Origin of the sequence: Paracidovorax wautersii (genome assembly GCF_031453675.1) — a bacterium.
GTDB lineage: Bacteria > Pseudomonadota > Gammaproteobacteria > Burkholderiales > Burkholderiaceae_C > Paracidovorax.
The window spans coordinates 2,133,317-2,154,819 of the sequence record NZ_JAVIZX010000001.1 but is presented as its reverse complement, the minus strand read 5'-3'; the positions used below and the strand labels follow the sequence as shown (position 1 = coordinate 2,154,819).

The window sequence follows — 21,503 nt, the reverse complement described above, 5'->3', positions numbered from 1 at the left end:
TAGTCACCACAGAAGTCTTGTTGTTGATCGTTCGAACGTTGGGGGGTGGGCCGGTGCTTCGCCATCGGCCGCGTGAAGGTCTAGGAGGGCTGCCACGGGCCAGCCAGAGCAGATGGGGGAACATGTCAGAAGTTCCCCACGATGAAGTCCTTGAAGCGGCCAAATGCCGTCTTCACCGAACCGCTTTTCTGCGCCACCTTGAAACCACGCAAACGCGCCAGCCGAGCTTCCTCGAGCAAACCCATAACAGTAGCAGCGCGGGGCTGGGCCACCATGTCAGACAACGCGCTGGAATACTTGGGAATGCCGCGGCGCACGGGCTTCAGGAAGATGTCCTCGCCCAGTTCGACCATGCCCGGCATGACGGCGCTGCCGCCCGTGAGCACGATGCCCGACGACAGCACTTCTTCGTAGCCCGACTCGCGGATGACCTGCTGCACCAGCGAGAAGATCTCTTCCACGCGCGGCTCGATCACGCCGGCCAGCGCCTGCTTGCTCAGCATGCGCGGGCTGCGGTCGCCCAGGCCCGGCACCTCGACCTGCGCCTCGGCATCGGCCAGCAGCTGCTTGGCATAGCCGCTCTCGACCTTGATGTCCTCGGCGTCCTTGGTGGGCGTGCGCAGCGCCATGGCGATGTCGCTGGTGATCAGGTCGCCGGCGATCGGGATGACGGCCGTGTGGCGGATCGCGCCGCCGGTGAAGATGGCCACGTCCGTCGTGCCGGCACCGATGTCCACCACGGCCACGCCCAGCTCGCGCTCGTCGTCGGTCAGCACGGCCTGGCTGGAGGCCAGCGGGTTCAGCATGAGCTGCTCGACCTCCAGGCCGCAGCGGCGCACGCACTTGATGATGTTCTCGGCCGCGCTCTGGGCGCCGGTCACGATGTGGATCTTGGCCTCCAGGCGGATCCCGCTCATGCCGATGGGCTCCTTCACGTCCTGCCCGTCGATCACGAACTCCTGCGGCTCCACCAGCAGCAGCCGCTGGTCGCTGGAGATGTTGATGGCCTTGGCGGTCTCGACCACGCGCGCCACATCGGCGGGGGTGACTTCCTTGTCCTTGACGGCCACCATACCGCTGGAGTTCAGGCCGCGGATGTGGCTGCCCGTGATGCCGGTGTATACGCGCTGGATCTTGCAGTCGGCCATCAGCTCGGCCTCTTTCAGCGCCTGCTGGATGCTCTGCACCGTGGCGTCGATGTTGACTACCACGCCGCGCTTGAGCCCGTTGCTCGGCGCCACGCCCAGCCCGGCCAGCTTCAGCTCGCCGCCCGGCATGACCTCGGCGACGACGGCCATGACCTTGGCGGTGCCGATGTCCAGCCCGACCACCACATCTTTGTACTCTCTTGCCATATTCTGTGTCCTGCCCTCAGTGAGTCTGCCCTGTCGTCGTCGTTCTTCCCGGGGCGGCCCGGCCCGCCGCGGTGGCGTTGCGCGGCGCGCCTGCGGCCCCGCGCGCCTGGGCCCGTGCCGCCGCGGCCTTGGCCGCCTCCGCCGTGACCGTGGTCACCCCCCGCAGCCGCAGCGCATAGCCGTCGGCATGCCGCAGGTCGGCGGACTCCAGCGCGTCCACGCGCCGGCCTTGTTGCTGTGCCACGCGCGGCAGGGTGCGCACGAAGCGCTGTGCCCGCTGCAGCACGTCGGCGGGGCTGCCCCCGCCCAGTTCCACCACGGCGCCGCTGTCCAGCGTGGCGCGCCAGCCGCCGCGCCCGGTAAGCTCCAGCGCGTCGATGCCCGAGCCCAGCGGCTGCAGCGCCGGCGCGAGGCGGTGGTACATCTGCAGCACTTCCAGGGAGTGGCCGTCCGGCCCCTGCAGGCGCGGCAGATCGTCCTGCTCCACGTCGTCCCCGTTGGCCTCGAACACCTCGCCCTGGCTGTTGACCAGGGTGGAGCCGCCCTCGGCACCCCAGAAGGCGGCCGCGTCGTGCTCCTGCAGGTCCACGCGCAGGCTGTTGGGGAACTCGCGGCGCACCAGCGCACGCCGGACCCAGGGCACCTGTTCGAAGGCCTCGCGTGCGGCGCGCAGGTCCACGGTGAAGAAATTGCCCACCAAGTGCGGGCCGACATTGGCGCGCAGCGTGACGGCGTTGTTGTGCACGAGTTCGCCCTGGACCACGATGCGCCCGATCGCGAACGCCGGATGGTGCAGGGCCCACTGTCCGCCGGCCACCAGCACGAAGACGGCGCAGCCCAGGAACAGGGCCGTGGCGGTCCAGTTCATGAGCTTGACGTCGAAGGGTGCGGGCAGCGTCGGGGTCATGCGTCCTCCGTGGCTCCGGTCGTGGGGGCTTGGCCCTGCTGGCTGTCGAGCGAGGCGCTGGCCAGGATGCGCAGGCACAGCTCCTCGTAGCTCACGCCCGAGGCGCGGGCCGACATGGGCACCAGCGAATGGCCGGTCATGCCCGGCGAGGTGTTGATTTCCAGCAGGAAGGGCTTGCGGTCGCTGGCGCGGATCATGATGTCCGCGCGCGCCCAGCCGCGGCACTGCAGCGAGCGGAAGGCCTCGACGACGATGCGCTGGATTTCGCGTTCCTCGTGCTCGGGCAGGCCGCTCGGGCAGTGGTACTGCGTGACGTCGGTGAAGTACTTGTTCTGGTAGTCGTAGTTGCCTTCGGGCGCCACGATGCGGATCACCGGCAGCGCGCGGGCGTCCGCCCCCTGGCCCAGGATCGGGCAGGTGGTTTCTTCGCCCTCGATGAACTGCTCGCACAGCACTTCGGGGTCGTAGCGCGACGCGAGGCGGTAGGCCTGCTCGCACTGGCCCGGCGAGGTGACCTTGGTCAGGCCGATGGTCGAGCCTTCGCGCGAGGGCTTGACGATCATCGGCGAGCCCAGGGCCTGCAGCGCCTGCGCCGTCTCGGCCGCGCTCGATACCAGGCGCCAGTCCGGCGTGGGCAGGCCCTCGAAGCGCCAGATGCGCTTGGTCATGATCTTGTCCATGGCGATGCTGGACGCCATCACGCCAGGTCCCGTATAGGGAATGCCCAGCAGTTCCAGCGCGCCCTGCACCGTGCCGTCTTCGCCATGGCGGCCGTGCAGCGCGATGAAGCAGCGGTTGTAGCCGTGGCTCTTGAGTTCGGACAGGTCAGCCTGCGAGGGATCGAACGCATGGGCGTCCACGCCGCGCGCGCGCAGCGCCTGCAGCACCCCGCCACCGGACATCAGCGACACCTCGCGCTCGGCGGACGAGCCGCCCATGAGCACGGCCACCTTGCCCAGCGCACGCACATCGATTTGGGAGTATTTTTGGCTCACAGCGCCCGTCCTTGCTGCGCAAGCAGCTCATCTTTCTGTAGCATTTGCACCACCTTGGCGGGTACGGCGCCGATGGAGCCCGCGCCCATGCACACCACCACATCGCCGCCGCGGACGCTGTCCGCGATCTGCTGCGGCAGGTCGGCCACGTCCTCGATGAAGACCGGCTCCACCTTGCCGGCCACGCGCAGGGCGCGCGCCAGCGCGCGGCCATCCGCCGCCACGATGGGGGCCTCGCCGGCGGCATACACCTCGGTCAGCAGCGCCGCGTCGGTACTGCCGATCACCTTGACGAAGTCCTCGAAGCAGTCGCGCGTGCGGCTGTAGCGGTGCGGCTGGAAGGCCAGCACCAGGCGCCGGCCGGGGAAGGCGCCGCGCGCAGCCGCCAGCGTGGCCGTCATCTCCACCGGGTGGTGGCCGTAGTCCTCGATCAGCGTGAACGTGCCGCCGTCTTTCGCAGGCAGGTCGCCGTGGCTCTGGAAGCGGCGGCCCACGCCGCGGAAGCTGGCCAGCGCGCGCAGCAGCGCTTCGTCCGGCACGTTCAGCTCGACCGCGATGGCGATGGCCGACAGCGCGTTGAGCACGTTGTGCTCGCCCGGCAGGTTGAGCACCACCTGCAGATCGGGCAGGGTCACACCGTTGCGCCGCTGCACCGTGAAGTGCATCTGCGGGCCCACGGCGCGCACGTTGACGGCCCGCACCTGGGCGTCTTCGGCGAAGCCGTAGCTGGTGATCGGGCAGGTGACGTCCGGCAGGATCTCGCGGATGGCGGGGTTGTCGATGCACAGCACGGCCGTGCCGTAGAACGGCATGCGGTGCAGAAAGTCGACGAAGGCCGCCTTCAGCCGCGCGAAGTCGTGGCCGTAGGTTTCCATGTGGTCGGCGTCGATGTTCGTCACCACGGCCATCACCGGCAGCAGGTTCAAGAACGAGGCGTCGGACTCGTCGGCCTCGACCACGATGTATTCGCCGCTGCCCAGCTTGGCGTTGGCGCCGGCGCTGTTGAGGCGACCGCCGATCACGAAGGTCGGGTCCAGGCCGGCCTCGGCCAGCACGCTGGTGACCAGGCTCGTCGTGGTGGTCTTGCCGTGCGTGCCGGCGATGGCGATGCCGCGCTTGAGGCGCATCAGCTCGGCCAGCATGAGGGCGCGCGGCACCACGGGGATCTTGGCCTCGCGGGCAGCCAGCACCTCGGGGTTGTCCGACTGCACGGCCGTCGAGGTGACGACGGCATCCGCCCCGTCGATGTGCGCCGCCGCATGGCCCACATGCGTGCGGATGCCGAGCGCGGCCAGGCGGCGCAGCGTGGCGCTGTCGGACAGATCGGAACCCGAGATCTGGTAGCCCAGGTTGAACAGCACTTCCGCGATGCCGCACATGCCGGCGCCGCCCAGGCCCACGAAATGGATGTGGCGAATGGCGTGCTTCATGCCGTGAGCTCCTCACAGGCGGTCACCACCTCGCGGGTGGCTTGGGTCTTTTGCATTGATTTGGCTTCCAGCGCCCGCTCCATCAGCGTGGTGCGCTCTGTTTTCTGCAGCATCTCGGCCAGCCACTGGGGCGTCAGGTCGCGCTGTTGCACGAGCCATCCGCCGCCCTGGTTGACGAGGAACTGCGCATTGGTGGTCTGGTGATCGTCCACGGCGAAGGGGAACGGCACGAAGACGGCCGCCGCACCGACGGCGGCGATCTCGGTCACCGTGCTCGCGCCCGCGCGGCAGACGATCAGGTCGGCCTCAGCGAAGGCCGTGGCGGTGTCGTCGATGAAGGGCGTCAGCGTGGCCTGCACGCCCGCGGCCTCGTAGTTGGCGCGCAGCGCATCGATCTGCGCCGCGCCGCTCTGGTGCTTGACCACGGGGCGCTGGTCGGCGGGCAGCAGCGCCACGGCCTGGGGCACGATGTCGTTGAGCGCCTTGGCGCCCAGGCTGCCGCCCACGACGAGCAGGCGCAGCGGGCCGCTGCGGCCGGCGAAGCGCTCCTGCGGGCCGGCCTGGCGCGTGAAGGCGGCGCGCAGCGGATTGCCCACCCACACGCCCTTCTTCAACACGTTGGGGAAGGCCGTGAAGATGCGGTCGGCCACGCCGGCCAGCACCTTGTTCACCAGGCCGGCCACCGAGTTCTGCTCGTGCAGCACCAGCGGCTTGCCCAGCAGCACGGCCATCATGCCGCCCGGGAAGGTGACGTAGCCGCCCAGGCCGATCACCACGTCCGGCTTCACCCGCCGGACCACGCCGACGGACTGCCAGAACGCGCGCAGCAGGCGCAGCGGCAGCAAGGCCAGCGTGACCAGGCCCTTGCCGCGCACGCCCGAAAAGTCGATGGGCTCGAACGCGAAGCCCTGCGGCGGCACGATGCGCGACTCCATGCTGCCGGGTGTGCCCAGCCAGTGCACGCGCCAGCCGCGCGCGCGCAGCTCCTCGGCCACGGCCAGGCCAGGGAAGATGTGGCCGCCGGTGCCGCCGGCCATCACGAGCGCGGTCTTCTGCCGGTCCGTCATACGCGGCCCCCTCGCATGAGAAGCTTGTTCTCGTAATCCACCCGGAACACCACCGCGATGGCCACCAGGTTCATCAGGATGGCCGAGCCGCCGAAGCTCATCAGGGGCAGCGTGAGCCCCTTGGTGGGCAGCGCACCCAGGTTCACGCCCATGTTGATGAAGGCCTGGAATCCCATCCAGATTGCGACGCCCTGGGCCACCAGGCCGGCGAAGACGCGGTCCAGCGCGATGGCCTGGCGGCCGATGTGCATGATGCGGCGCGTCATCCACAGGAACAGGACGATGAGCACCAGCACGCCCACCAGGCCGAACTCCTCGCCGATGACGGCCAGCAGGAAGTCGGTGTGCGCCTCGGGCAGCCAGTGCAGCTTCTCGACGCTGCCGCCCAGGCCCACGCCGAAGATCTCGCCGCGGCCGATGGCGATCAGCGAATGCGAGAGCTGGTAGCCCTTGCCCAGCGCGTGCGCCTCGCTGAACGGGTCGAGGTAGGCGAAGATGCGCTCGCGCCGCCAGGGGCTGGCCATCACCATCATGGCAAAGGCGCCCACCAGGATCAGCGCGATCAGGAAGAACATGCGGGCATTCACCCCGCCCAGGAACAGGATGCCCATGGCGATCACCGCGATCACCATGAAGGCGCCCATGTCGGGCTCGGCCAGCAGCAGGGCGCCGACGACCGCCACGGCCACGGCCATGGGCAGCACGGCGCGGAAGAAGCGCTCCTTCACCTCCATCTTGCGCACCATGTAGTCGGACGCATAGATCAGCACCGCGAACTTGGCCAGCTCGGACGGCTGGAAGTTCATGATGCCCAGCGACAGCCAGCGGCGCGCACCGTTCACGACCGTGCCCACGTGCGGAACCAGCACGGCCACCAGCAGGACGATGGACACCACGAACAGCCACGGCGCCACCCGCTCCCAGGTGGCCATGGAGACCTGGAACGCCAGCAGCGCCGCCACGAAGCCGATGACCAGCGCGATGCAGTGGCGCACCAGGAAATGCGTGGGCGCGATCTTGCCGAAGCGCGGGTTGTCCGGCATGGCGATGGAGGCCGAATAGACCATCACCAGCCCCCAGGCGAGCAGCGCCACGACCACCCACAGCAGGGCCTGGTCGAAACCCAGCACGCTCGCCGGCGTGCTGGTGGTCTTGCGGTATTCGATGCCGCCCACACGCACGGGCAGCACGTCGGCCGGCGCGGCCGGCTTGCCGCCCATCCAGCCCAGCGCGCGCTGCAGCAGGTTGGGCGACGACGAGGTGGCGTTCGAGGCGCTCACAGCCCGCCCTCCAGTTCTTGCCCGGCATCGTGCGCCAGCGTCTGCACCGCCTCGTGGAACACGCGTGCGCGGTGCTCGTAGCCGGTGAACATGTCGAAGCTGGCACAGGCCGGAGACATCAGCACGGCATCGCCGGGCTGCACGCGCTGGGTAGCGGCCTGGACGGCCTCTTCCATCGACGCCGCGTCGACCATCGGCACGCCGCTGCCCTGCAGGGCCGCGCGGATCTGCGGGCCGTCGCGCCCGATCAGCACCACCGCCCGGGCGTAGCGTGCGACCGGTGCCGCCAGCGGCGAGAAGTCCTGGCCCTTGCCGTCGCCGCCCAGGATGACGACGAGGCGGCGGTCGGCGCCCAGGCCGGTGAGCGCCGCCACGGTGGCGCCCACGTTCGTGCCCTTGCTGTCGTCGAAGTATTCGATGTCGTTCACCATGCCGATGGGCTCGACGCGGTGCGGCTCGCCACGGTATTCGCGCAGGCCGTAGAGCATGGGAGCCAGCGCGCAGCCGGCGGCCTGGGCCAGGGCCAGGGCTGCCAGCGCGTTGACGGCGTTGTGGCGGCCGCGGATGCGCAGGGCGTCGGCGGGCATCAGGCGCTGGATGTGCAAGGCGTCCTGCACTTGCGAGCGCGCGCGCTTGGCGGTCTCGTCCGCCTCCTGCGCGCGCACCAGCCAGGCCATGCCGCTGACGACCTCGATGCCGAAGTCGCCGGGCCGCTGGGGCATGTCGGCGCCGAAGGTGACGTGCGTGCGCACCTGGGGCTTTTGCAGCTTCACGCGCACCGGAGGTGGCAGCATGGCCATGACCTCGGTGTCGTCGCGGTTGAGCACCATCAGACCGGTGGCGCCGAAGATGCGCGCCTTCGCCTGGGCGTACGCCTTGAGGTCGCCGTGCCAGTCCAGATGGTCTTGCGTGATGTTGAGCACCGTGGCGGCCGTGGGTTCGAAGGCGCTGGCGTCGTCGAGCTGGAAGCTCGACAGCTCCAGCACCCACACCTGCGGCAGCGTGCCGGCGTCGATGTGCTGCGACAACGTGTCCAGCAGCGTGGGGCCGATGTTGCCGGCCACCGCGACGGACCGGCCTGCGCACTCGACCAGCAGGCCGGTGAGCGAGGTGACGGTGGTCTTGCCATTGGTGCCGGTGACCGCCAGCACGGCCGGCGCATAGCCGTGCGCCGCGCGCAGTTCAACCAGGGCGTTGGCATACAAGCCCAATTCGCCTCCAACGCTGATTCCCACTGCACGAGCAGCTACGAATACAGGAGCAACCGCCGCCGGACTCAACCCGGGCGAACGGTACACCGCGTGCAAGGCCTGGCCTTCCACCAGCGCCGCATCGAAGGCGCCAGCCACGAAGCGCACCTGGGGCAGCTCGGCCTGCAGGGCCGCGAGCTGCGGCGGCTGCGCGCGCGTATCGGCCACGGTGACCTGCGCGCCGCAGCGTACGCACCAGCGCGCCATCGCCAGCCCCGAAGCGCCCAGCCCCAGGATCAGCACGCTGCGGCCCCGCAGCGCGGTGGCACCCTCGGCCGGCCAGCCTGGCGCGACAGGATCGAGGGGTGCAGGTTCCGCGCCATCCGTTGCGGCTTCGGCAACGGCAGGGGCTTCGGAGGCCGCGGACTCGGGGGCCTCGGACGCGCCCACGTCGGCAAAGATCTTCGCCACGAACTCGGCCGCCGACTGGGCGGCCGAGACAGCGGGGGCGGTGTAGAGCGCGGCGTCGGCAGAAGCGGCGGTGGCGGCACCAGCGGGGCCTGCGGTGGGCGCGGCGGCATCGGCGACCGCGCCCGTGTCACCGTCCTCGGCACTCCGGTCGGCAGGCACGGCGTCCGTCCCCACCGCGGCCGCGGGCGATGCGGACTCCACTGGCAGCCCGCCGCGCCCAGCCTCTGGCAGGGGCGCGGCGGCGCCCGCAGCGACGACATCGTCGTCCGGGTGGAGGGGGTCGCGGGGCGTCGAGCTCATCGCAGCTTCAGCGTGGTGAGGGTGAGCAGGCACAGCAGCATGGTGATGATCCAGAAGCGCACGACGACCTGCGTTTCCTTCCAGCCGCTCTTTTCGAAGTGGTGGTGCAGCGGCGCCATCTTGAACAGGCGCCGGCCCTCGCCGTAACGGCGCTTGGTGTACTTGAACCAGGTGACCTGCAGCATCACGGACAGAGCCTCGACCACGAAGATGCCGCCCATCACGGCCAGCACGATCTCCTGGCGCACGATGACGGCGATGGTGCCCAGCGCGGCGCCCAGCGCCAGCGCGCCCACGTCGCCCATGAAGACCTGGGCGGGATGCGTGTTGAACCACAGGAAGGCCAGGCCGGCGCCAGCCATGGCCGAGCAGAAGATCAGCAGCTCGCCGGCGCCGGCGATGTACGGAAACAGCAGGTACTTGGAGAACACCGAGCTGCCCGCCACATAGGCGAACAGGCCCAGCGTGGCGCCCACCATCACCACCGGCATGATGGCCAGGCCGTCCAGGCCGTCGGTCAGGTTCACGGCGTTGCTGGAGCCCACGATCACCAGGTAGGTGAGGATGACGAAGCCGAGCACGCCCAGCGGGTAGCTCACTTCCTTGAAGAACGGCACCAGCAGGCCGGCCTTCGGGGGCAGGTCCAGCGAGAACCCGGACGACACCCAGTTGATGAACAGCTCGAACACGCGGGCGTTGGAGTTCTCGGAGATGCTGAACACCAGGTACAGCGCGGCCAGCAGTCCGATCAGCGACTGCCAGAAGTACTTCTCGCGCGAGCGCATGCCTTCCGGGTCCTTGTTGACCACCTTGCGCCAGTCGTCGACCCAGCCGATGGCGCCGAAGCCCAGGGTGACGGCCAACACGATCCACACGAAGCGGTTGGAGAGGTCGAACCACAGCAGCGTGGACAGGGTGATCGCACCCAGGATGAGCACGCCGCCCATGGTGGGCGTGCCGCTCTTGGACAGGTGCGACTGCATGGCGTAGCCGCGGATCGGCTGGCCGATCTTGAGCGCCGTCAGCATGCGAATGACCTTGGGGCCGGCCACCAGGCCGATGAGCAGCGCCGTCAGGGCCGCCATCACGGCGCGGAAGGTGAGGTACTGGAAGACGCGCAGGAAACTGAACTCCGGCGACAGGCTCTGCAGCCATTGCGACAGGATCAGCAGCATGCGGTGCCTCCCTGCGTGGTGTGGGGTTGCGCCTGCTGCGTGCCGGCCTCGAGCGCCTGCACCACCTGTTCCATCTTCATGAACCGAGATCCCTTCACCAGCACGCTGCCCACCGCGGGCAGCGCCTGCTGCACCGCTGCCTGCAGCGATGCCATGTCTTCGAAATACCGCGCGTCCGGCCCATAGGCCTGCGCGGCGTGTGCACTCTGCGCGCCCAGGGCGAACAGCTGCGCGATGCCGGCGGCGCGCGCATGGACGCCCGCCTCCGCGTGGAACTGCGGGCCCTGGTCGCCCACCTCGCCCATGTCGCCCATCACCAGCAGCTGCGGGCCGGGCAGTTCGGCCAGCACGTCGATGGCGGCCTGCATGGAGTCGGGGTTGGCGTTGTAGGTGTCGTCCACCACGGTGATGTGCCGCCCGCCGTGGGCGATGCCGAAGGCGCGCGAGCGCCCCTTCACGGGCACGAAGGCCGCGAGCCCCTGCGCGATGGCAGCGAGCGGCACGCCCGCAGCCCAGGCGCTCGCCGTCACGGCCAGCGCATTGGTCACGTTGTGGCGCCCGGCGATCTGCAGTGTGGTGCCGAATGCGCCGTCGGGCGTGTCGATCCTCACCTGCCAGGCACCGGCGCTCCACTGCGCCGCGAGGCAGCGCACGTCGCCCGTGGCGCCGCCGAAAGTGACGCAGCGGCGCCCACCGGCCAGCGATTGCCAGACCGGGCCGTAGACATCCTCGGCCGGGAACACCGCGACGCCGTCCTGCGGCAGGGCGGCGAACACCGAGCCGTTCTCGCGCGCCACGGCTTCGACGGTCTGCATGAACTCCAGGTGCTCGCGCTGGGCGTTGTTGACCAGGGCGACGGTCGGGCGGGCGATGTCCGCCAGGTAGGCGATCTCGCCCGGATGGTTCATGCCCATTTCGATCACCGCTGCAGCGTGCGCATTGCGCAGGCGCAGCAGCATCAGCGGCACGCCGATGTCGTTGTTGAGATTGCCCTGCGTGGCAAAGGCCGCATCGCCTTTCCAGGCACGCAGCACGGACGCGGTCATCTGCGTCACGGTGGTCTTGCCGTTGCTGCCCGTCACGCCGATCAGCGGCAGGTGCCGGGCGGCACGCCAGCCGGCCGCCAGGGCGCCGAGGGCGGCCAGGGTGTCGGGCACCTCGATGCCGGGCAGGCCTGCGGCGGCCAAGCCGCCATGGGCCACGGCAGCGGCGGCACCGGCGGCGCGGGCATCGGGCAGGAAGGCGTTGGCATCGAAGCGTTCGCCCTTGAGGGCCACGAACAGGTCGCCGGGCTGCAGGCTGCGCGTGTCGCTGTGCACGCGCAGCAGCGGCGTGGCACCGTCGCCCACCAGGCGTGCGGCCGGGATGCGGGCAGCGATCAGGGCGAAGGCCTGCTGCAACGTCAGCATCGGCGCGTTCATGCGGCACCTCCGGCAGACGGAAGGCGTACGCGCTGCGCCAGGGCGGCCCGGGCCTGCGCCATGTCGGAGAAGGGGCGGCGTTCGCCGGCCGTTTCCTGGTAGTCCTCGTGGCCCTTGCCGGCCAGCAGCACCACGTCGCGCGCGTCGGCCTGCATGAGCGCCTGCGCGATGGCGGCAGCGCGGTCGGGCTCGGCATGCACCGACGTGCCGGCGATCGTGCCTTGCAGGATGTGGTGGATGATGGCTTCGGGCGGCTCGCCGCGCGGGTTGTCGCTGGTCACGATGACCTGGTCGGCGCGACGCTGCGCCACCGCGCCCATCAGCGGGCGCTTGGCCGCATCGCGGTTGCCGCCGCAGCCGAACACGCACCAGAGCCGGCCACCGCGGGCATCGGCCACCGGCCGCAGAGCCTGCAGCGCCTGGTCCAGCGCATCGGGCGTGTGGGCATAGTCCACGGCCACCAGCGGCAGGCCGCGCACGCTGAACTGCTCCATGCGGCCTGGCACCGGGGTGAGCTGCGCGCAGGCATACAGGGCGTGCTCCAGGGGCACGCCCAGGCTGCGCAGGGCCGCCAGCACGCCCAGCACGTTGGACACGTTGTACAGGCCGATCAGGCCCGTTTGCAGCACATGCGTCTGCGCGCCCTCGGCCACGGTGAAGCTCACGCCGGTATCGCCGTGGGCGATGTCGCGGGCCTGCAGCCGGGCCGGGCCCTGGATGGAAATGCTCCACACGTCGAGCGGGCGGGCGGACAGCTGCTCGTGCAGCTCGGCGCCGCGCGGGTCGTCGATGTTGACCACGGCCGCCTGCAGGCCGGGCGCGTCGAACAGCATGCTCTTGGCCTGCCAGTAAGCCGCCATGGTCGGGTGGTAGTCCAGGTGGTCCTGGGTGAAATTGGTGAACAGCGCGACGCGCACCCGCGTGCCGGCCATGCGGTGCTCGGCCAGGCCGATGGACGAGGCCTCGATGGCGCAGGCGGCGTGGCCGACCTCGGCGAACCGCGCGAAGGCGCGCTGGAGCAGCACCGGGTCGGGCGTGGTCAGGCCGGTGGATTCGAGCGCCGGTGGTACGCCCACACCCAAAGTACCCACGAACGCGCATCCACCCTGCGCAGCCAGCTCTCTTTCTGATAGCGCGTTGATCGCACCCGCCAGCCACCACGCCGTGCTGGTTTTGCCATTGGTGCCGGTCACGGCCAGCACGTCCAGGCGCTGGGTGGGATGGCCGAACCACTCCGCGGCCAGCAGCCCGGTGGCGGCCTTCAGGCCGCGCAGGGCCGCGATCTGCGGGATGGCGAAGGCGAAGGCTTCCAGGCCCTCGTGCTCCACCAGGCAGGCGGTGGCGCCGCGCGCCAGCGCATCGCCCACATGGGCACGGCCATCGGTGGCAGCACCGGGCCAGGCGATGAAGCCGTCGCCGGGCTGGACCTTGCGGCTGTCGGTCTGCAGCGTGCCGGTGACGCGCTCGCGCAGCCACTGCGTGGCTTCCTGTACCGAGGTCAGCAAGGGCGTGCTCACAGCGACTCCTCCACCGTGTTGGCCACGATCTGCGGCCGGATCGCCATGTCGGGCTGCACGCCCATCATGCGCAGCGTCTGCTGCACCACCTCACTGAACACCGGCCCCGCCACGGCGCCGCCGTAGTACACGCCGTTGCTGGGCTCGTCGATCATCACCGCGACGATGATGCGCGGCTTGTCGATGGGCGCCATGCCGGTGAACCACGAACGGTACTTGCCCGAGGCGTAGCTCTTGCCCACCTGTTTGCGGGCGGTGCCCGACTTGCCGCCGACCGAATAGCCCACGGTCTGCGCCTTCTGCCCCGTGCCGCCCGGTCCGGCGGCCATCTGCAGCATCTTGCGCACCTGGCCGGCCGTGCGTTCGGTGAACACGGGCACGCCCACGGCCGGTTCGTGGCTCTTGAGCATGGTCGCCGGAATGATCTTGCCGTCGTTGGCGAACACGGTGTACGAGCGGGCCATCTGCAACAGGCTGGCCGAGAGGCCGTAGCCGTACGACATGGTGGCCTGCTCCACCGGGCGCCAGGTCTTGTACGGACGCAGCCGGCCGCTCACCACGCCCGGAAAGTGGATCTGCGGCTTCTGCCCGAAGCCGGCGGCGGAGAAGGTCTCCCACATTTCCTTGGCCGGCAACTGCATGGCGATCTTGGTGGTGCCCACGTTGCTCGACTTCTGGATGACGCCCTCCACCGTCAGCACGCCATGGTTGCTGGTATCCGAAATGGTGGAGCCCGTGATGGTGACGCGGCCCGGATTCGTGTCGACGATGGTGTCCGGCCTCACGCGGCCCGTATTCAGCGCCAGGCCGATGGTGAACGGCTTCATCGTCGATCCGGGCTCGAACACATCGGTCAGCGCGCGGTTGCGCAGCTGCTCGCCGGTGAGATTCTGGCGCTTGTCGGGCACGTAGCTGGGGTAGTTGGCCAGCGCCAGCAGTTCGCCCGTGTGCGCATCCAGCACCACCACGCTGCCGGCCTTGGCCTTGTGCAGGGCGATCTGGTCGCGCAGCTTCTGGTACGCAAAGAACTGCACCTTGCTGTCGATGGACAGCTGCATGTCCTGTCCGTCCACCGGCGGCACTTCGGCACCGATGCCTTCCACCACGCGACCCAGGCGGTCCTTGATCACGCGGCGCGAGCCGGGCTTGCCGCCCAGCTCCTTGTTGAAGGCGAGTTCCATGCCTTCCTGGCCCTGGTCTTCCACGTTGGTGAAGCCCACCACGTGCGCGGCGGATTCCCCCTCGGGGTACTGGCGCTTGTATTCCTTGCGCTGGTAGATGCCCTTGATGTCGAGCGCAGCCACCTTCTGGCCCACCTCCCAGTCGAGCTGGCGCTTGATCCAGACGAAGGTCTTGTCCTCGTCAGCCAGCTTGGCCTGCAGCGCGGACGGGGACATCTCCAGCAGCTTGGCCAGCTGCTGCAGCTTGGCGCGCACTTCGGGCTTGTCCTGCTCCACGTCTTCGGGAATGGCCCAGATGCTGGCGGCCGGCACGCTGGAGGCGAGGATCAGCCCATTGCGGTCCAGGATGCGGCCCCGGTTGGCCGGCAGCTCCAGCGTGCGGGCGAAACGCACCTCGCCCTGGCGCTGGAAGAAGGCATTGCCGAAGACCTGCACGTAAGCCGCGCGGCCAGCCAGGCCCACGAAGCCCAGCGCCACCATGGCCACGATGAACTTGCTGCGCCAGACCGGCGTTTTGCTCGCCAGCAGCGGGCTGGACGTGTAGTTCACGCTGCGGCTGCTCATGGGCGGACTCCGCTGGCGACGGGCGCGGTGGGCATCGCTACCGGCGTGCCGTCGTCCATCACGTACTGCGTGATCGCCGGCGTGGCGGTGTGCATCTGCAGCCGGTCGCGCGCGAGCTTCTCCACGCGCAGCGGCGTGGCCTGGGCGCGCTTTTCCACCTGCAGGCGCTGGTGCTCGGTTTCCAGACGGCGCGACTCGGCCACGGCGCGATCGAGCTCGGTGAACAGGCGGCGCGAGTCGTACTGCGTGCGCACCAGGTACAGGGCACTGGCCATCACGGCCAGCAGCAGCACGAGGCTGAGGCGCGTCATGCCGGCACCTCCGTGCGTTCGGCCACGCGCATGACGGCGCTGCGCGCCCGGGGGTTGGCGGCCACTTCCTGTGCGCTGGGCTTGATGCGCTCCAGCGCCTTCAGGCGCATGGGCTGCGGCGCGGCGAACGGAGCACGGCGGTCGTAGACCTCCTTGGAATGCTGGGCGATGAACTGCTTGACGATGCGGTCTTCCAGCGAGTGGAAGCTGATGACCACCAGCCGCCCGCCGGGCGCGAGCACCCGCAGGCTGGCTTCTAGCGCCTGTTGCAGCTCTTCAAGCTCGGCATTGATGAAAATCCGAAGAGCCTGAAATGTGCGCGTTGCAGGGTTCTGGCCCTGCTCGCGGGTTTTGACCGCGCCAGCCACGAGTTGGGCCAGCTCGGCGGTGGTTGCAAGAGGGCCCCGTTCCTGCCGCCAAGCAACAATCGCCTTTGCAATGGGGCCAGCAAACCGTTCTTCACCGTATTCACGTATCACCTCCGCAATCTGCCCGACCTCGGCCTCGGCCAGCCACTCGGCCACGCTCTGGCCGCGGGTGGTGTCCATGCGCATGTCGAGCGGCCCGTCGAAACGGAAACTGAAGCCGCGCTCCGGGCTGTCGATCTGGGGCGAGCTGACGCCCAGGTCCATCAGCAGCCCGGCCACGCTGCCTTCGGGCAGATCGCCCAGGTGGCTGAAACCTTCGTGCCGGATGGCAAAACGCGCATCGGTGATGCGCGCTGCCTCGTGAATGGCTTCGGGGTCCTTGTCGAACGCCACCAGGCGCCCTGAGGGCCCGAGCCGCAGCAGGATGCGCCGCGAGTGCCCTCCTCTGCCGAAGGTGCCGTCGACGAAGGTGCCGGACGGCGGATCGCCGGCCGCGCCCAAAAGGGCATCGACCGCTTCGTCGAGAAGGACGGTGGTGTGCTGCAGCGGATGGTTCACGTCGTGCCTTAGAACGAGAAGTCCTTGAAGGCTTCGGGCATCTCGCCCTGCATGGCCTGCGCTTCCTGCGCGTCGTACGTGGCCTTATCCCACAGCTCGAAGTGGTTGCCCATGCCGAGCAGCATGGTGTCCTTGGTGATGCCGGCCGCCTGGCGCAGCTCGGGCGAGACCAGCACGCGGCCGGTGCCGTCCATCTCCACATCCATGGCGTTGCCCAGGAAGATGCGCTTCCACCACTGGGCGGACATGGGCAGTTCGGCAATGCGTTCGCGGAATTTCTCCCACTCGGGGCGCGGGAACACCATCAGGCAGCCGTGGGGGTGCTTGGTGATCGTGAGCTGGCCGCCCGCCGTCGCCGAGAGGACGTCACGGTGCCGGGTCGGCACAGACAGCCGCCCCTTGGCATCCAGACTCAGCGATGACGCCCCTTGAAACACGGATTGAAACCCCAGCTTGGTCCCGCATCGCCCAAAACGGGCGCCGAGGGCACTTTTCACCACTTAATTGCACTTTTTTGCACTGTAGCAGCAAAAGCACAGCACGCAAGGGGGCTTGCAACAAAATTTTTCAATGAAATCAAGGACTTAGCGCCTGTTTTGCAGGGAGCAATAGCGCAAATTCCCTTATTGCATAAGCACTTAGAGTAGGCTCTGCAAGTGATACCTGAAGGCACGGGCCGGGGCGGCCCGTCACCTCACAAGATGTATCGAGACAAGTCCTCGTCTTGGCTCAAGGATTCGAGGCGGGCGTTCACATAGGCGGTATCGACGACCACCGTCTGCCCCGAGAGCTTCACGGCGTCAAAGCTCACCTCGTCCAGCAGGCGCTCCATCACCGTGGACAGCCGGCGCGCGCCGATGTTCTCGGTGCGCTCGTTCACCTCGAAGGCGATGTGGGCCAGGCGGGTGATGCCATCGGGCGCGAATTCGAGGGTCACGCCCTCGGTGGCCAGCAGGGCCTGGTACTGCTTGACCAGCGATGCGTGCGTGCTCGTCAGGATGGCCTCGAAGTCCTGCACCGACAGCGACTCTAGTTCCACACGGATCGGAAAGCGCCCCTGCAACTCGGGGATCAGGTCGCTGGGCTTGCTCAAATGGAAGGCGCCCGAGGCGATGAACAGGATGTGGTCGGTCTTGACCATGCCGTACTTGGTGGTGACGGTCGTGCCCTCCACCAGCGGCAGCAGGTCGCGCTGCACGCCCTGGCGAGAGACGTCGGATCCGCTGGTCTCCTGGCGCGTCGCCACCTTGTCGATCTCGTCCAGGAAGACGATGCCGTTCTGCTCGGCGTTCTGCAGGGCGCGGGTCTTCACGTCCTCTTCGTTCACCAACTTGCCGGCTTCTTCGTCGGTGAGCAGCTTGAGCGCCTCCTTGATCTTGAGCTTGCGGGTCTGGCGGCGCTCCTGGCCCATCTGGCTGAACATGCCGCGCAGCTGCTCGGCCATTTCCTCCATCCCCTGCGGGCCCATGATCTCCAGCTGCGGCCGCGCGTCGGCCAAGTCGATCTCGATCTCCTTGTCGTCGAGCTGGCCCTCGCGCAGCTTCTTACGGAAGACCTGGCGCGCGGTGTTGTCCGCCGGCGCCGCGCCGGGGGCAGCACCCGTGCTGCGCGCCGGAGGAATCAGCACGTCGAGGATGCGGTCCTCTGCAGCGTCCTCGGCGCGGGCGCGCAGCTTCTTCACATCGCTCTCGCGCGTCTGCTTGACGGCCATCTCGACCAGGTCGCGGATGATGGAATCGACGTCCTTGCCCACGTAGCCCACCTCGGTGAACTTGGTCGCCTCGACCTTGATGAACGGCGCGTCGGCCAGACGGGCCAGGCGGCGGGCGATCTCGGTCTTGCCTACGCCGGTGGGGCCGATCATGAGGATGTTCTTGGGCGTGATTTCGTGGCGCAGGCCGCTGTCGACCTGCTGGCGGCGCCAGCGGTTGCGCAGCGCGATGGCCACGGCCCGCTTGGCGCTGGCCTGGCCGACGATGTGGTGGTCCAGCTCGGAGACGATTTCCTGGGGGGTCATGGAGGACATGGGGATATCTGCCTGTGATTCAGTGACAAACCAGCCGCCAGCGCTTATCCAGCAAGCGCAAGCAGCTATGTATCCGATAGTGACGCATCCAGACGCTTACAGCGTCTCGATGGTGTGGTGCATGTTGGTGTAGATGCACAGCTCGCCAGCGATCTCGAGGGACTTCTTCACGATGTCCTGCGCGGAAAGCTCGGTGTTCACCAGCAGCGCCTTGGCGGCCGAATGCGCATAGGCACCGCCCGATCCGATGGCGACGATGCCCTGCTCGGGCTCCAGCACGTCGCCGTTGCCGGTGATGATGAGCGAGGCGCTGGCGTCGGCCACGGCCAGCATGGCCTCCAGCCGGCGCAGCACGCGGTCGGTGCGCCAGTCCTTGGTGAGCTCGATGGCCGCGCGCGTCAGGTGGCCCTGGTGCTTTTCCAGCTTGGCCTCGAAGCGCTCGAAGAGCGTGAAGGCGTCGGCCGTGGCGCCTGCGAAGCCGGCAAGCACCTTGCCGTGGTAGAGCTTGCGCACCTTGCGTGCCGTGCCCTTGACGACGATGTTGCCCAGGGTGACCTGGCCGTCGCCGCCGATGGCGACTTGGATGCTGCCGTCCGCCAAGGTGCGGCGGACGCTGAGGATGGTGGTGCCGTGGTACTGTTCCATAGCGTTGGCATCTGGGGTCGGCCTGCAGCGTTTGCAAGCCGCGGCGCGCGTCAATTCCGGCGCGCGCTCACGCAGGCATGCTCACCGATGCCGATCACATTGAAGAACACGGCCACCAGCCGCTGCACGTGCGTGAACTGGACCACGCGCCCCCGGTCCTGCTGGTCGGCCACCCAGTTCAGCACCGAGCCGGCGGCGGCGAAGTCGATGCGGACCAGGCCGTCGCAGGCCACGACCAGCGGACCGTTCGCCGGCACCAGCGCCTCCAGAGGCTCCAGCAGCGGCGTGGCGTCGCCTTCGATGGTGCCGGACAGGTGCGCCACGGTTTCGTCGCCCGCGGCCGCCAGCTGGGAGGATCCGAAGCCGCTGGCATGCCCGTCGCCATCCACGGCGTCCATCGAGGCCGCCAGCCCGCCGCCGGTTGCGTCGTCGGCCAGGTAGCCGCAGCGCGGCGATACCCAGGACGGCGGCGACACCTCGTACGTGACGCAGTAGTCCAGCGCGACCAGCTCGAATTCGTCCAGTTGGCCCGCCAGCCGCAGCAAGGCCATGCGCAGACGCCACCATTCCGCGCTGGAGTCCCGATCACCCGACTGGGTCCTGGCCTGCAGCACGGCGTGCAGGGCCTCGGCACCGAAGAAGCCCAGCTGCACATCCTGGTCGGCCCACCGGGTGAACAGGTCAGCCAGCGCGGGGACGGCCGGCGCGTCGATGGCGGACAGGCGGGACCAGGTCAGCGTCCAGGGCGATGCAGCCCGGGCCGTGGCCGCGTTCAGCGCTGCAACGGACTGCAGCGTGAGTTCGGACGGCGCGTTCCAGCTGAAGTCGCGCTGCGGGCCGATCGGCGCAGGCGCTGCGGCCTGCGAGGGATCGGGCAGCCCCAGCTGCTCCGGCATGGAAAACCAGTGCGGAGCCGAACGCCCGAAGCGCGCGGCGAAATCGATGGACAGGGCGTCGAACGGCTCCTGCGCCCCGATGGCGCGGTACAGATCGAACAGCGTCATCCAGATCTCGGCCTGCCCGTCGGCGCCCTCGCCCTCACGTTGCGCCAGCACCTCGCGCAGGCTGGCCTCGGCACCGGCGTGGTCGCCGTTGGCAAAGCGGATGGCAGCCTCTTCGAGGTCGGGGTCGTGCTCGAAGCGCGCCAGGGGTGCCGGTGCCTGGCCCTGGGCGCACAGGCCGCCGGCCTGGGTGTCGGCAGGCGCCGGGCCACGGGAGAACAGCGCCCCGGCATCAAGCGCACCCGCTTCGGTCGGTGCGCCGCCACTGTGCTGTGAGAACAGCGGCTCCACCGAGGGCGGCAGGCTCAGGGGGGCCGTGGGCGCGAAAGCGCGTGCATAGGCCGTGTCGGACATCGGCGGCAACGGTGCGTCGCCATCGGCGGCGGCAGGAGCGGATGCGGCAGCCGCCGCGCGGCCATCGCCGGCCTGCTGCTTGCTCTTCCACCACTGCTGGGACATCTGCGCCTCGATCTCGTCGATCTTCTTGAGCGTGACGGCGCGCTCGTCGGGCGAGGCCATGCTGCTCTGGAAGAACGAGGGACGCGCTGTCGGGTCTTCGGTGCGCTGGCCCTGCAGGGCCTCGCGCTGGCGCAGCTTGCGCAGCTGATCGAACTCGCGGCGCCGCACGAAGTCGTTGCGGCGCTTGCGCTCGATCATCTCCTTGAGCATCTGCTTGCTGTACTGGCTCTCGCGGTCCGCCTCGACGGAGTCCAGATCCGTCCAGTGGACGGTCGGGTTGCGCACGAACCTCACCATCTTGGACAGCAGGCCGGGGGAAGTGTCTTCCTTGCTCATGGAGGGGCGTTCAGGCGCTTGCAAAGGGGGCGCTTGGCGCGCCAGGCCCAGGAAGTGCCGGCGTGCAAGCAGTGGGACCCATCAGTCCCCGAACATCTTCTGCTTGAGCTCGCGGCGCTGCTGCGCTTCCAGCGACAGCGTGGCCGTGGGGCGGGCCAGCAGGCGGCCGACCCCGATGGGCTCACCGGTCTCGTCGCAGTAGCCGTAGTCGCCGGCGTCGATGCGGGCGATGGACTGCTCGATCTTCTTGAGCAGCTTGCGCTCGCGGTCCCGCGTGCGCAGTTCGAGGGCGTGCTCTTCCTCGATGGTCGCGCGGTCGGCCGGGTCGGGCACCACCACGGTGTCCTCGCGCAGGTGCTCGGTCGTTTCGCCCGCGTTGTTGTGCATGTCCTGCTTGAGCTGCACCAGCTTGTGGCGGAAGAACGCCATCTGCTTGTCGTTCATGTACTCGGCGTCGGGCATGGCGAGCACCTCGGCGTCGCTCAGTTCCTCGGCCGACTTGGTCTTCCAGTTGTTGGCCAGCTTGGGGTCTTTCTTGGCGGCCGCCACAGGGGATTGCGCTTGCAGGGTCGTAGGCATGGTATGAGTAAAGCTGGCTGAAGAGGCCACGGAGGCCTCCGGGGTTGCCTGGGATGGTACGGTCAATTGCACTGCCCGGGAAGCGGGCCCGGTACGGTGCGAGGAAGCCCGCCCCGCAGGCGCGGACACGGAAGAGGATGCCGCCGCGGGAGTCGCTCGGCCGCCACCCGCAGGGGACGAGGCCTTCGCTACCGCCTTGGATTTGCTGGCTTCGGCTTTCACTTCCTGTCTCCTCGTAGAACGGGGCGAACCCAAACTGCTACTGCAGCCCGGGGTGGATGGCAAGCCTTCCGGGGTTTTACCGGGGCGCGATTGTATCGACCTGCGCTCCGGGTGGCGAACTCGTTGCGGATATCTGACAAAACAC

General features: G+C 68.9%; 18 protein-coding genes. All 18 read right to left on the bottom strand.

The features are described from left to right. Positions 1–125: 125 nt before the first annotated feature. Entirely contained in the window at positions 126–1,355 is a 1,230-nt protein-coding gene (gene ftsA, locus QE399_RS09760) for a cell division protein FtsA (protein ID WP_309828327.1), read from the bottom strand. 16 nt (positions 1,356–1,371) lie between these two features. Continuing rightward, a complete protein-coding gene (locus tag QE399_RS09755; protein ID WP_309828326.1) occupies positions 1,372–2,262 on the bottom strand; it encodes a cell division protein FtsQ/DivIB in 891 nt (296 codons plus the stop codon). Next, on the bottom strand, positions 2,259–3,257 hold the full coding sequence (locus tag QE399_RS09750) for a D-alanine--D-alanine ligase (RefSeq protein WP_309828324.1): 999 nt from the start codon (positions 3,255–3,257) through the stop codon (positions 2,259–2,261). The genes QE399_RS09755 and QE399_RS09750 overlap by 4 nt, the downstream gene beginning before the upstream one ends. Next, positions 3,254–4,687: a UDP-N-acetylmuramate--L-alanine ligase gene (murC, locus tag QE399_RS09745; protein WP_309828322.1), complete on the bottom strand. Its 1,434-nt coding sequence runs from the start codon at positions 4,685–4,687 to the stop codon at positions 3,254–3,256. Before murC ends, QE399_RS09750 begins: the two co-directional genes overlap by 4 nt. Next, positions 4,684–5,754: an undecaprenyldiphospho-muramoylpentapeptide beta-N-acetylglucosaminyltransferase gene (gene murG, locus QE399_RS09740; RefSeq protein WP_309828320.1), complete on the bottom strand. Its 1,071-nt coding sequence runs from the start codon at positions 5,752–5,754 to the stop codon at positions 4,684–4,686. Before murG ends, murC begins: the two co-directional genes overlap by 4 nt. Beyond that, positions 5,751–6,974, bottom strand: coding sequence for a putative lipid II flippase FtsW (gene ftsW, locus QE399_RS09735; RefSeq protein ID WP_309832002.1), 1,224 nt, complete (start codon positions 6,972–6,974; stop codon positions 5,751–5,753). The genes murG and ftsW overlap by 4 nt, the downstream gene beginning before the upstream one ends. A gap of 56 nt (positions 6,975–7,030) precedes the next feature. Next, complete coding sequence (gene murD / locus QE399_RS09730) at positions 7,031–8,995, bottom strand: UDP-N-acetylmuramoyl-L-alanine--D-glutamate ligase (RefSeq protein ID WP_309828318.1); 1,965 nt, start codon at positions 8,993–8,995, stop codon at positions 7,031–7,033. Next, positions 8,992–10,170, bottom strand: a complete 1,179-nt coding sequence (gene mraY / locus QE399_RS09725) for a phospho-N-acetylmuramoyl-pentapeptide-transferase (RefSeq protein WP_309828316.1) — start codon at positions 10,168–10,170, stop codon at positions 8,992–8,994. The genes murD and mraY overlap by 4 nt, the downstream gene beginning before the upstream one ends. After that, positions 10,161–11,591 carry a UDP-N-acetylmuramoyl-tripeptide--D-alanyl-D-alanine ligase gene (locus tag QE399_RS09720; RefSeq protein WP_309828315.1) on the bottom strand — a complete coding sequence of 477 codons (1,431 nt, stop codon included), beginning with the start codon at positions 11,589–11,591 and terminating at the stop codon, positions 10,161–10,163. The genes mraY and QE399_RS09720 overlap by 10 nt, the downstream gene beginning before the upstream one ends. Next, entirely contained in the window at positions 11,588–13,108 is a 1,521-nt protein-coding gene (locus QE399_RS09715) for a UDP-N-acetylmuramoyl-L-alanyl-D-glutamate--2,6-diaminopimelate ligase (RefSeq protein ID WP_309828314.1), read from the bottom strand. Before QE399_RS09715 ends, QE399_RS09720 begins: the two co-directional genes overlap by 4 nt. Then, entirely contained in the window at positions 13,105–14,853 is a 1,749-nt protein-coding gene (locus QE399_RS09710) for a peptidoglycan D,D-transpeptidase FtsI family protein (RefSeq protein ID WP_309828312.1), read from the bottom strand. Before QE399_RS09710 ends, QE399_RS09715 begins: the two co-directional genes overlap by 4 nt. Further along, on the bottom strand, positions 14,850–15,164 hold the full coding sequence (gene ftsL, locus QE399_RS09705; RefSeq protein ID WP_309828310.1) for a cell division protein FtsL: 315 nt from the start codon (positions 15,162–15,164) through the stop codon (positions 14,850–14,852). The genes QE399_RS09710 and ftsL overlap by 4 nt, the downstream gene beginning before the upstream one ends. Further along, the gene (gene rsmH, locus QE399_RS09700; RefSeq protein WP_309828308.1) at positions 15,161–16,090 is read right to left on the bottom strand and encodes a 16S rRNA (cytosine(1402)-N(4))-methyltransferase RsmH; all 930 of its coding nucleotides are present in this window, start codon (positions 16,088–16,090) and stop codon (positions 15,161–15,163) included. Before rsmH ends, ftsL begins: the two co-directional genes overlap by 4 nt. Positions 16,091–16,098: 8 nt before the next feature. Further along, the gene (gene mraZ / locus QE399_RS09695) at positions 16,099–16,527 is read right to left on the bottom strand and encodes a division/cell wall cluster transcriptional repressor MraZ (RefSeq protein WP_309828307.1); all 429 of its coding nucleotides are present in this window, start codon (positions 16,525–16,527) and stop codon (positions 16,099–16,101) included. 257 nt (positions 16,528–16,784) lie between these two features. After that, positions 16,785–18,116, bottom strand: a complete 1,332-nt coding sequence (gene hslU, locus QE399_RS09690; protein ID WP_309828306.1) for an ATP-dependent protease ATPase subunit HslU — start codon at positions 18,114–18,116, stop codon at positions 16,785–16,787. 96 nt (positions 18,117–18,212) lie between these two features. Next, positions 18,213–18,761, bottom strand: a complete 549-nt coding sequence (gene hslV, locus QE399_RS09685; protein WP_309828305.1) for an ATP-dependent protease subunit HslV — start codon at positions 18,759–18,761, stop codon at positions 18,213–18,215. A 50-nt stretch (positions 18,762–18,811) separates the two neighbouring features. Continuing rightward, complete coding sequence (locus QE399_RS09680; RefSeq protein ID WP_309828304.1) at positions 18,812–20,557, bottom strand: STAS domain-containing protein; 1,746 nt, start codon at positions 20,555–20,557, stop codon at positions 18,812–18,814. Positions 20,558–20,638: 81 nt separating this feature from the next. Further along, entirely contained in the window at positions 20,639–21,358 is a 720-nt protein-coding gene (dksA, locus tag QE399_RS09675; protein ID WP_309828303.1) for an RNA polymerase-binding protein DksA, read from the bottom strand. Positions 21,359–21,503: the final 145 nt, after the last annotated feature.

Excerpts from the sequence above, each read along its gene's own strand:
- ftsA (WP_309828327.1), bottom strand. The coding sequence starts at position 1,355 with ATGGCAAGAGAGTACAAAGATGTGGTGGTCGGGCTGGACATCGGCACC.
- QE399_RS09755 (WP_309828326.1), bottom strand. The coding sequence starts at position 2,262 with ATGACCCCGACGCTGCCCGCACCCTTCGACGTCAAGCTCATGAACTGG.
- murC (WP_309828322.1), bottom strand. The coding sequence starts at position 4,687 with ATGAAGCACGCCATTCGCCACATCCATTTCGTGGGCCTGGGCGGCGCC.
- murG (WP_309828320.1), bottom strand. The coding sequence starts at position 5,754 with ATGACGGACCGGCAGAAGACCGCGCTCGTGATGGCCGGCGGCACCGGC.
- ftsW (WP_309832002.1), bottom strand. The coding sequence starts at position 6,974 with ATGGGCGGCAAGCCGGCCGCGCCGGCCGACGTGCTGCCCGTGCGTGTG.
- murD (WP_309828318.1), bottom strand. The coding sequence starts at position 8,995 with ATGAGCTCGACGCCCCGCGACCCCCTCCACCCGGACGACGATGTCGTC.
- mraY (WP_309828316.1), bottom strand. The coding sequence starts at position 10,170 with ATGCTGCTGATCCTGTCGCAATGGCTGCAGAGCCTGTCGCCGGAGTTC.
- QE399_RS09720 (WP_309828315.1), bottom strand. The coding sequence starts at position 11,591 with ATGAACGCGCCGATGCTGACGTTGCAGCAGGCCTTCGCCCTGATCGCT.
- QE399_RS09710 (WP_309828312.1), bottom strand. The coding sequence starts at position 14,853 with ATGAGCAGCCGCAGCGTGAACTACACGTCCAGCCCGCTGCTGGCGAGC.
- ftsL (WP_309828310.1), bottom strand. The coding sequence starts at position 15,164 with ATGACGCGCCTCAGCCTCGTGCTGCTGCTGGCCGTGATGGCCAGTGCC.
- hslU (WP_309828306.1), bottom strand. The coding sequence starts at position 18,116 with ATGTCCTCCATGACCCCCCAGGAAATCGTCTCCGAGCTGGACCACCAC.
- hslV (WP_309828305.1), bottom strand. The coding sequence starts at position 18,761 with ATGGAACAGTACCACGGCACCACCATCCTCAGCGTCCGCCGCACCTTG.
- QE399_RS09680 (WP_309828304.1), bottom strand. The coding sequence starts at position 20,557 with ATGAGCAAGGAAGACACTTCCCCCGGCCTGCTGTCCAAGATGGTGAGG.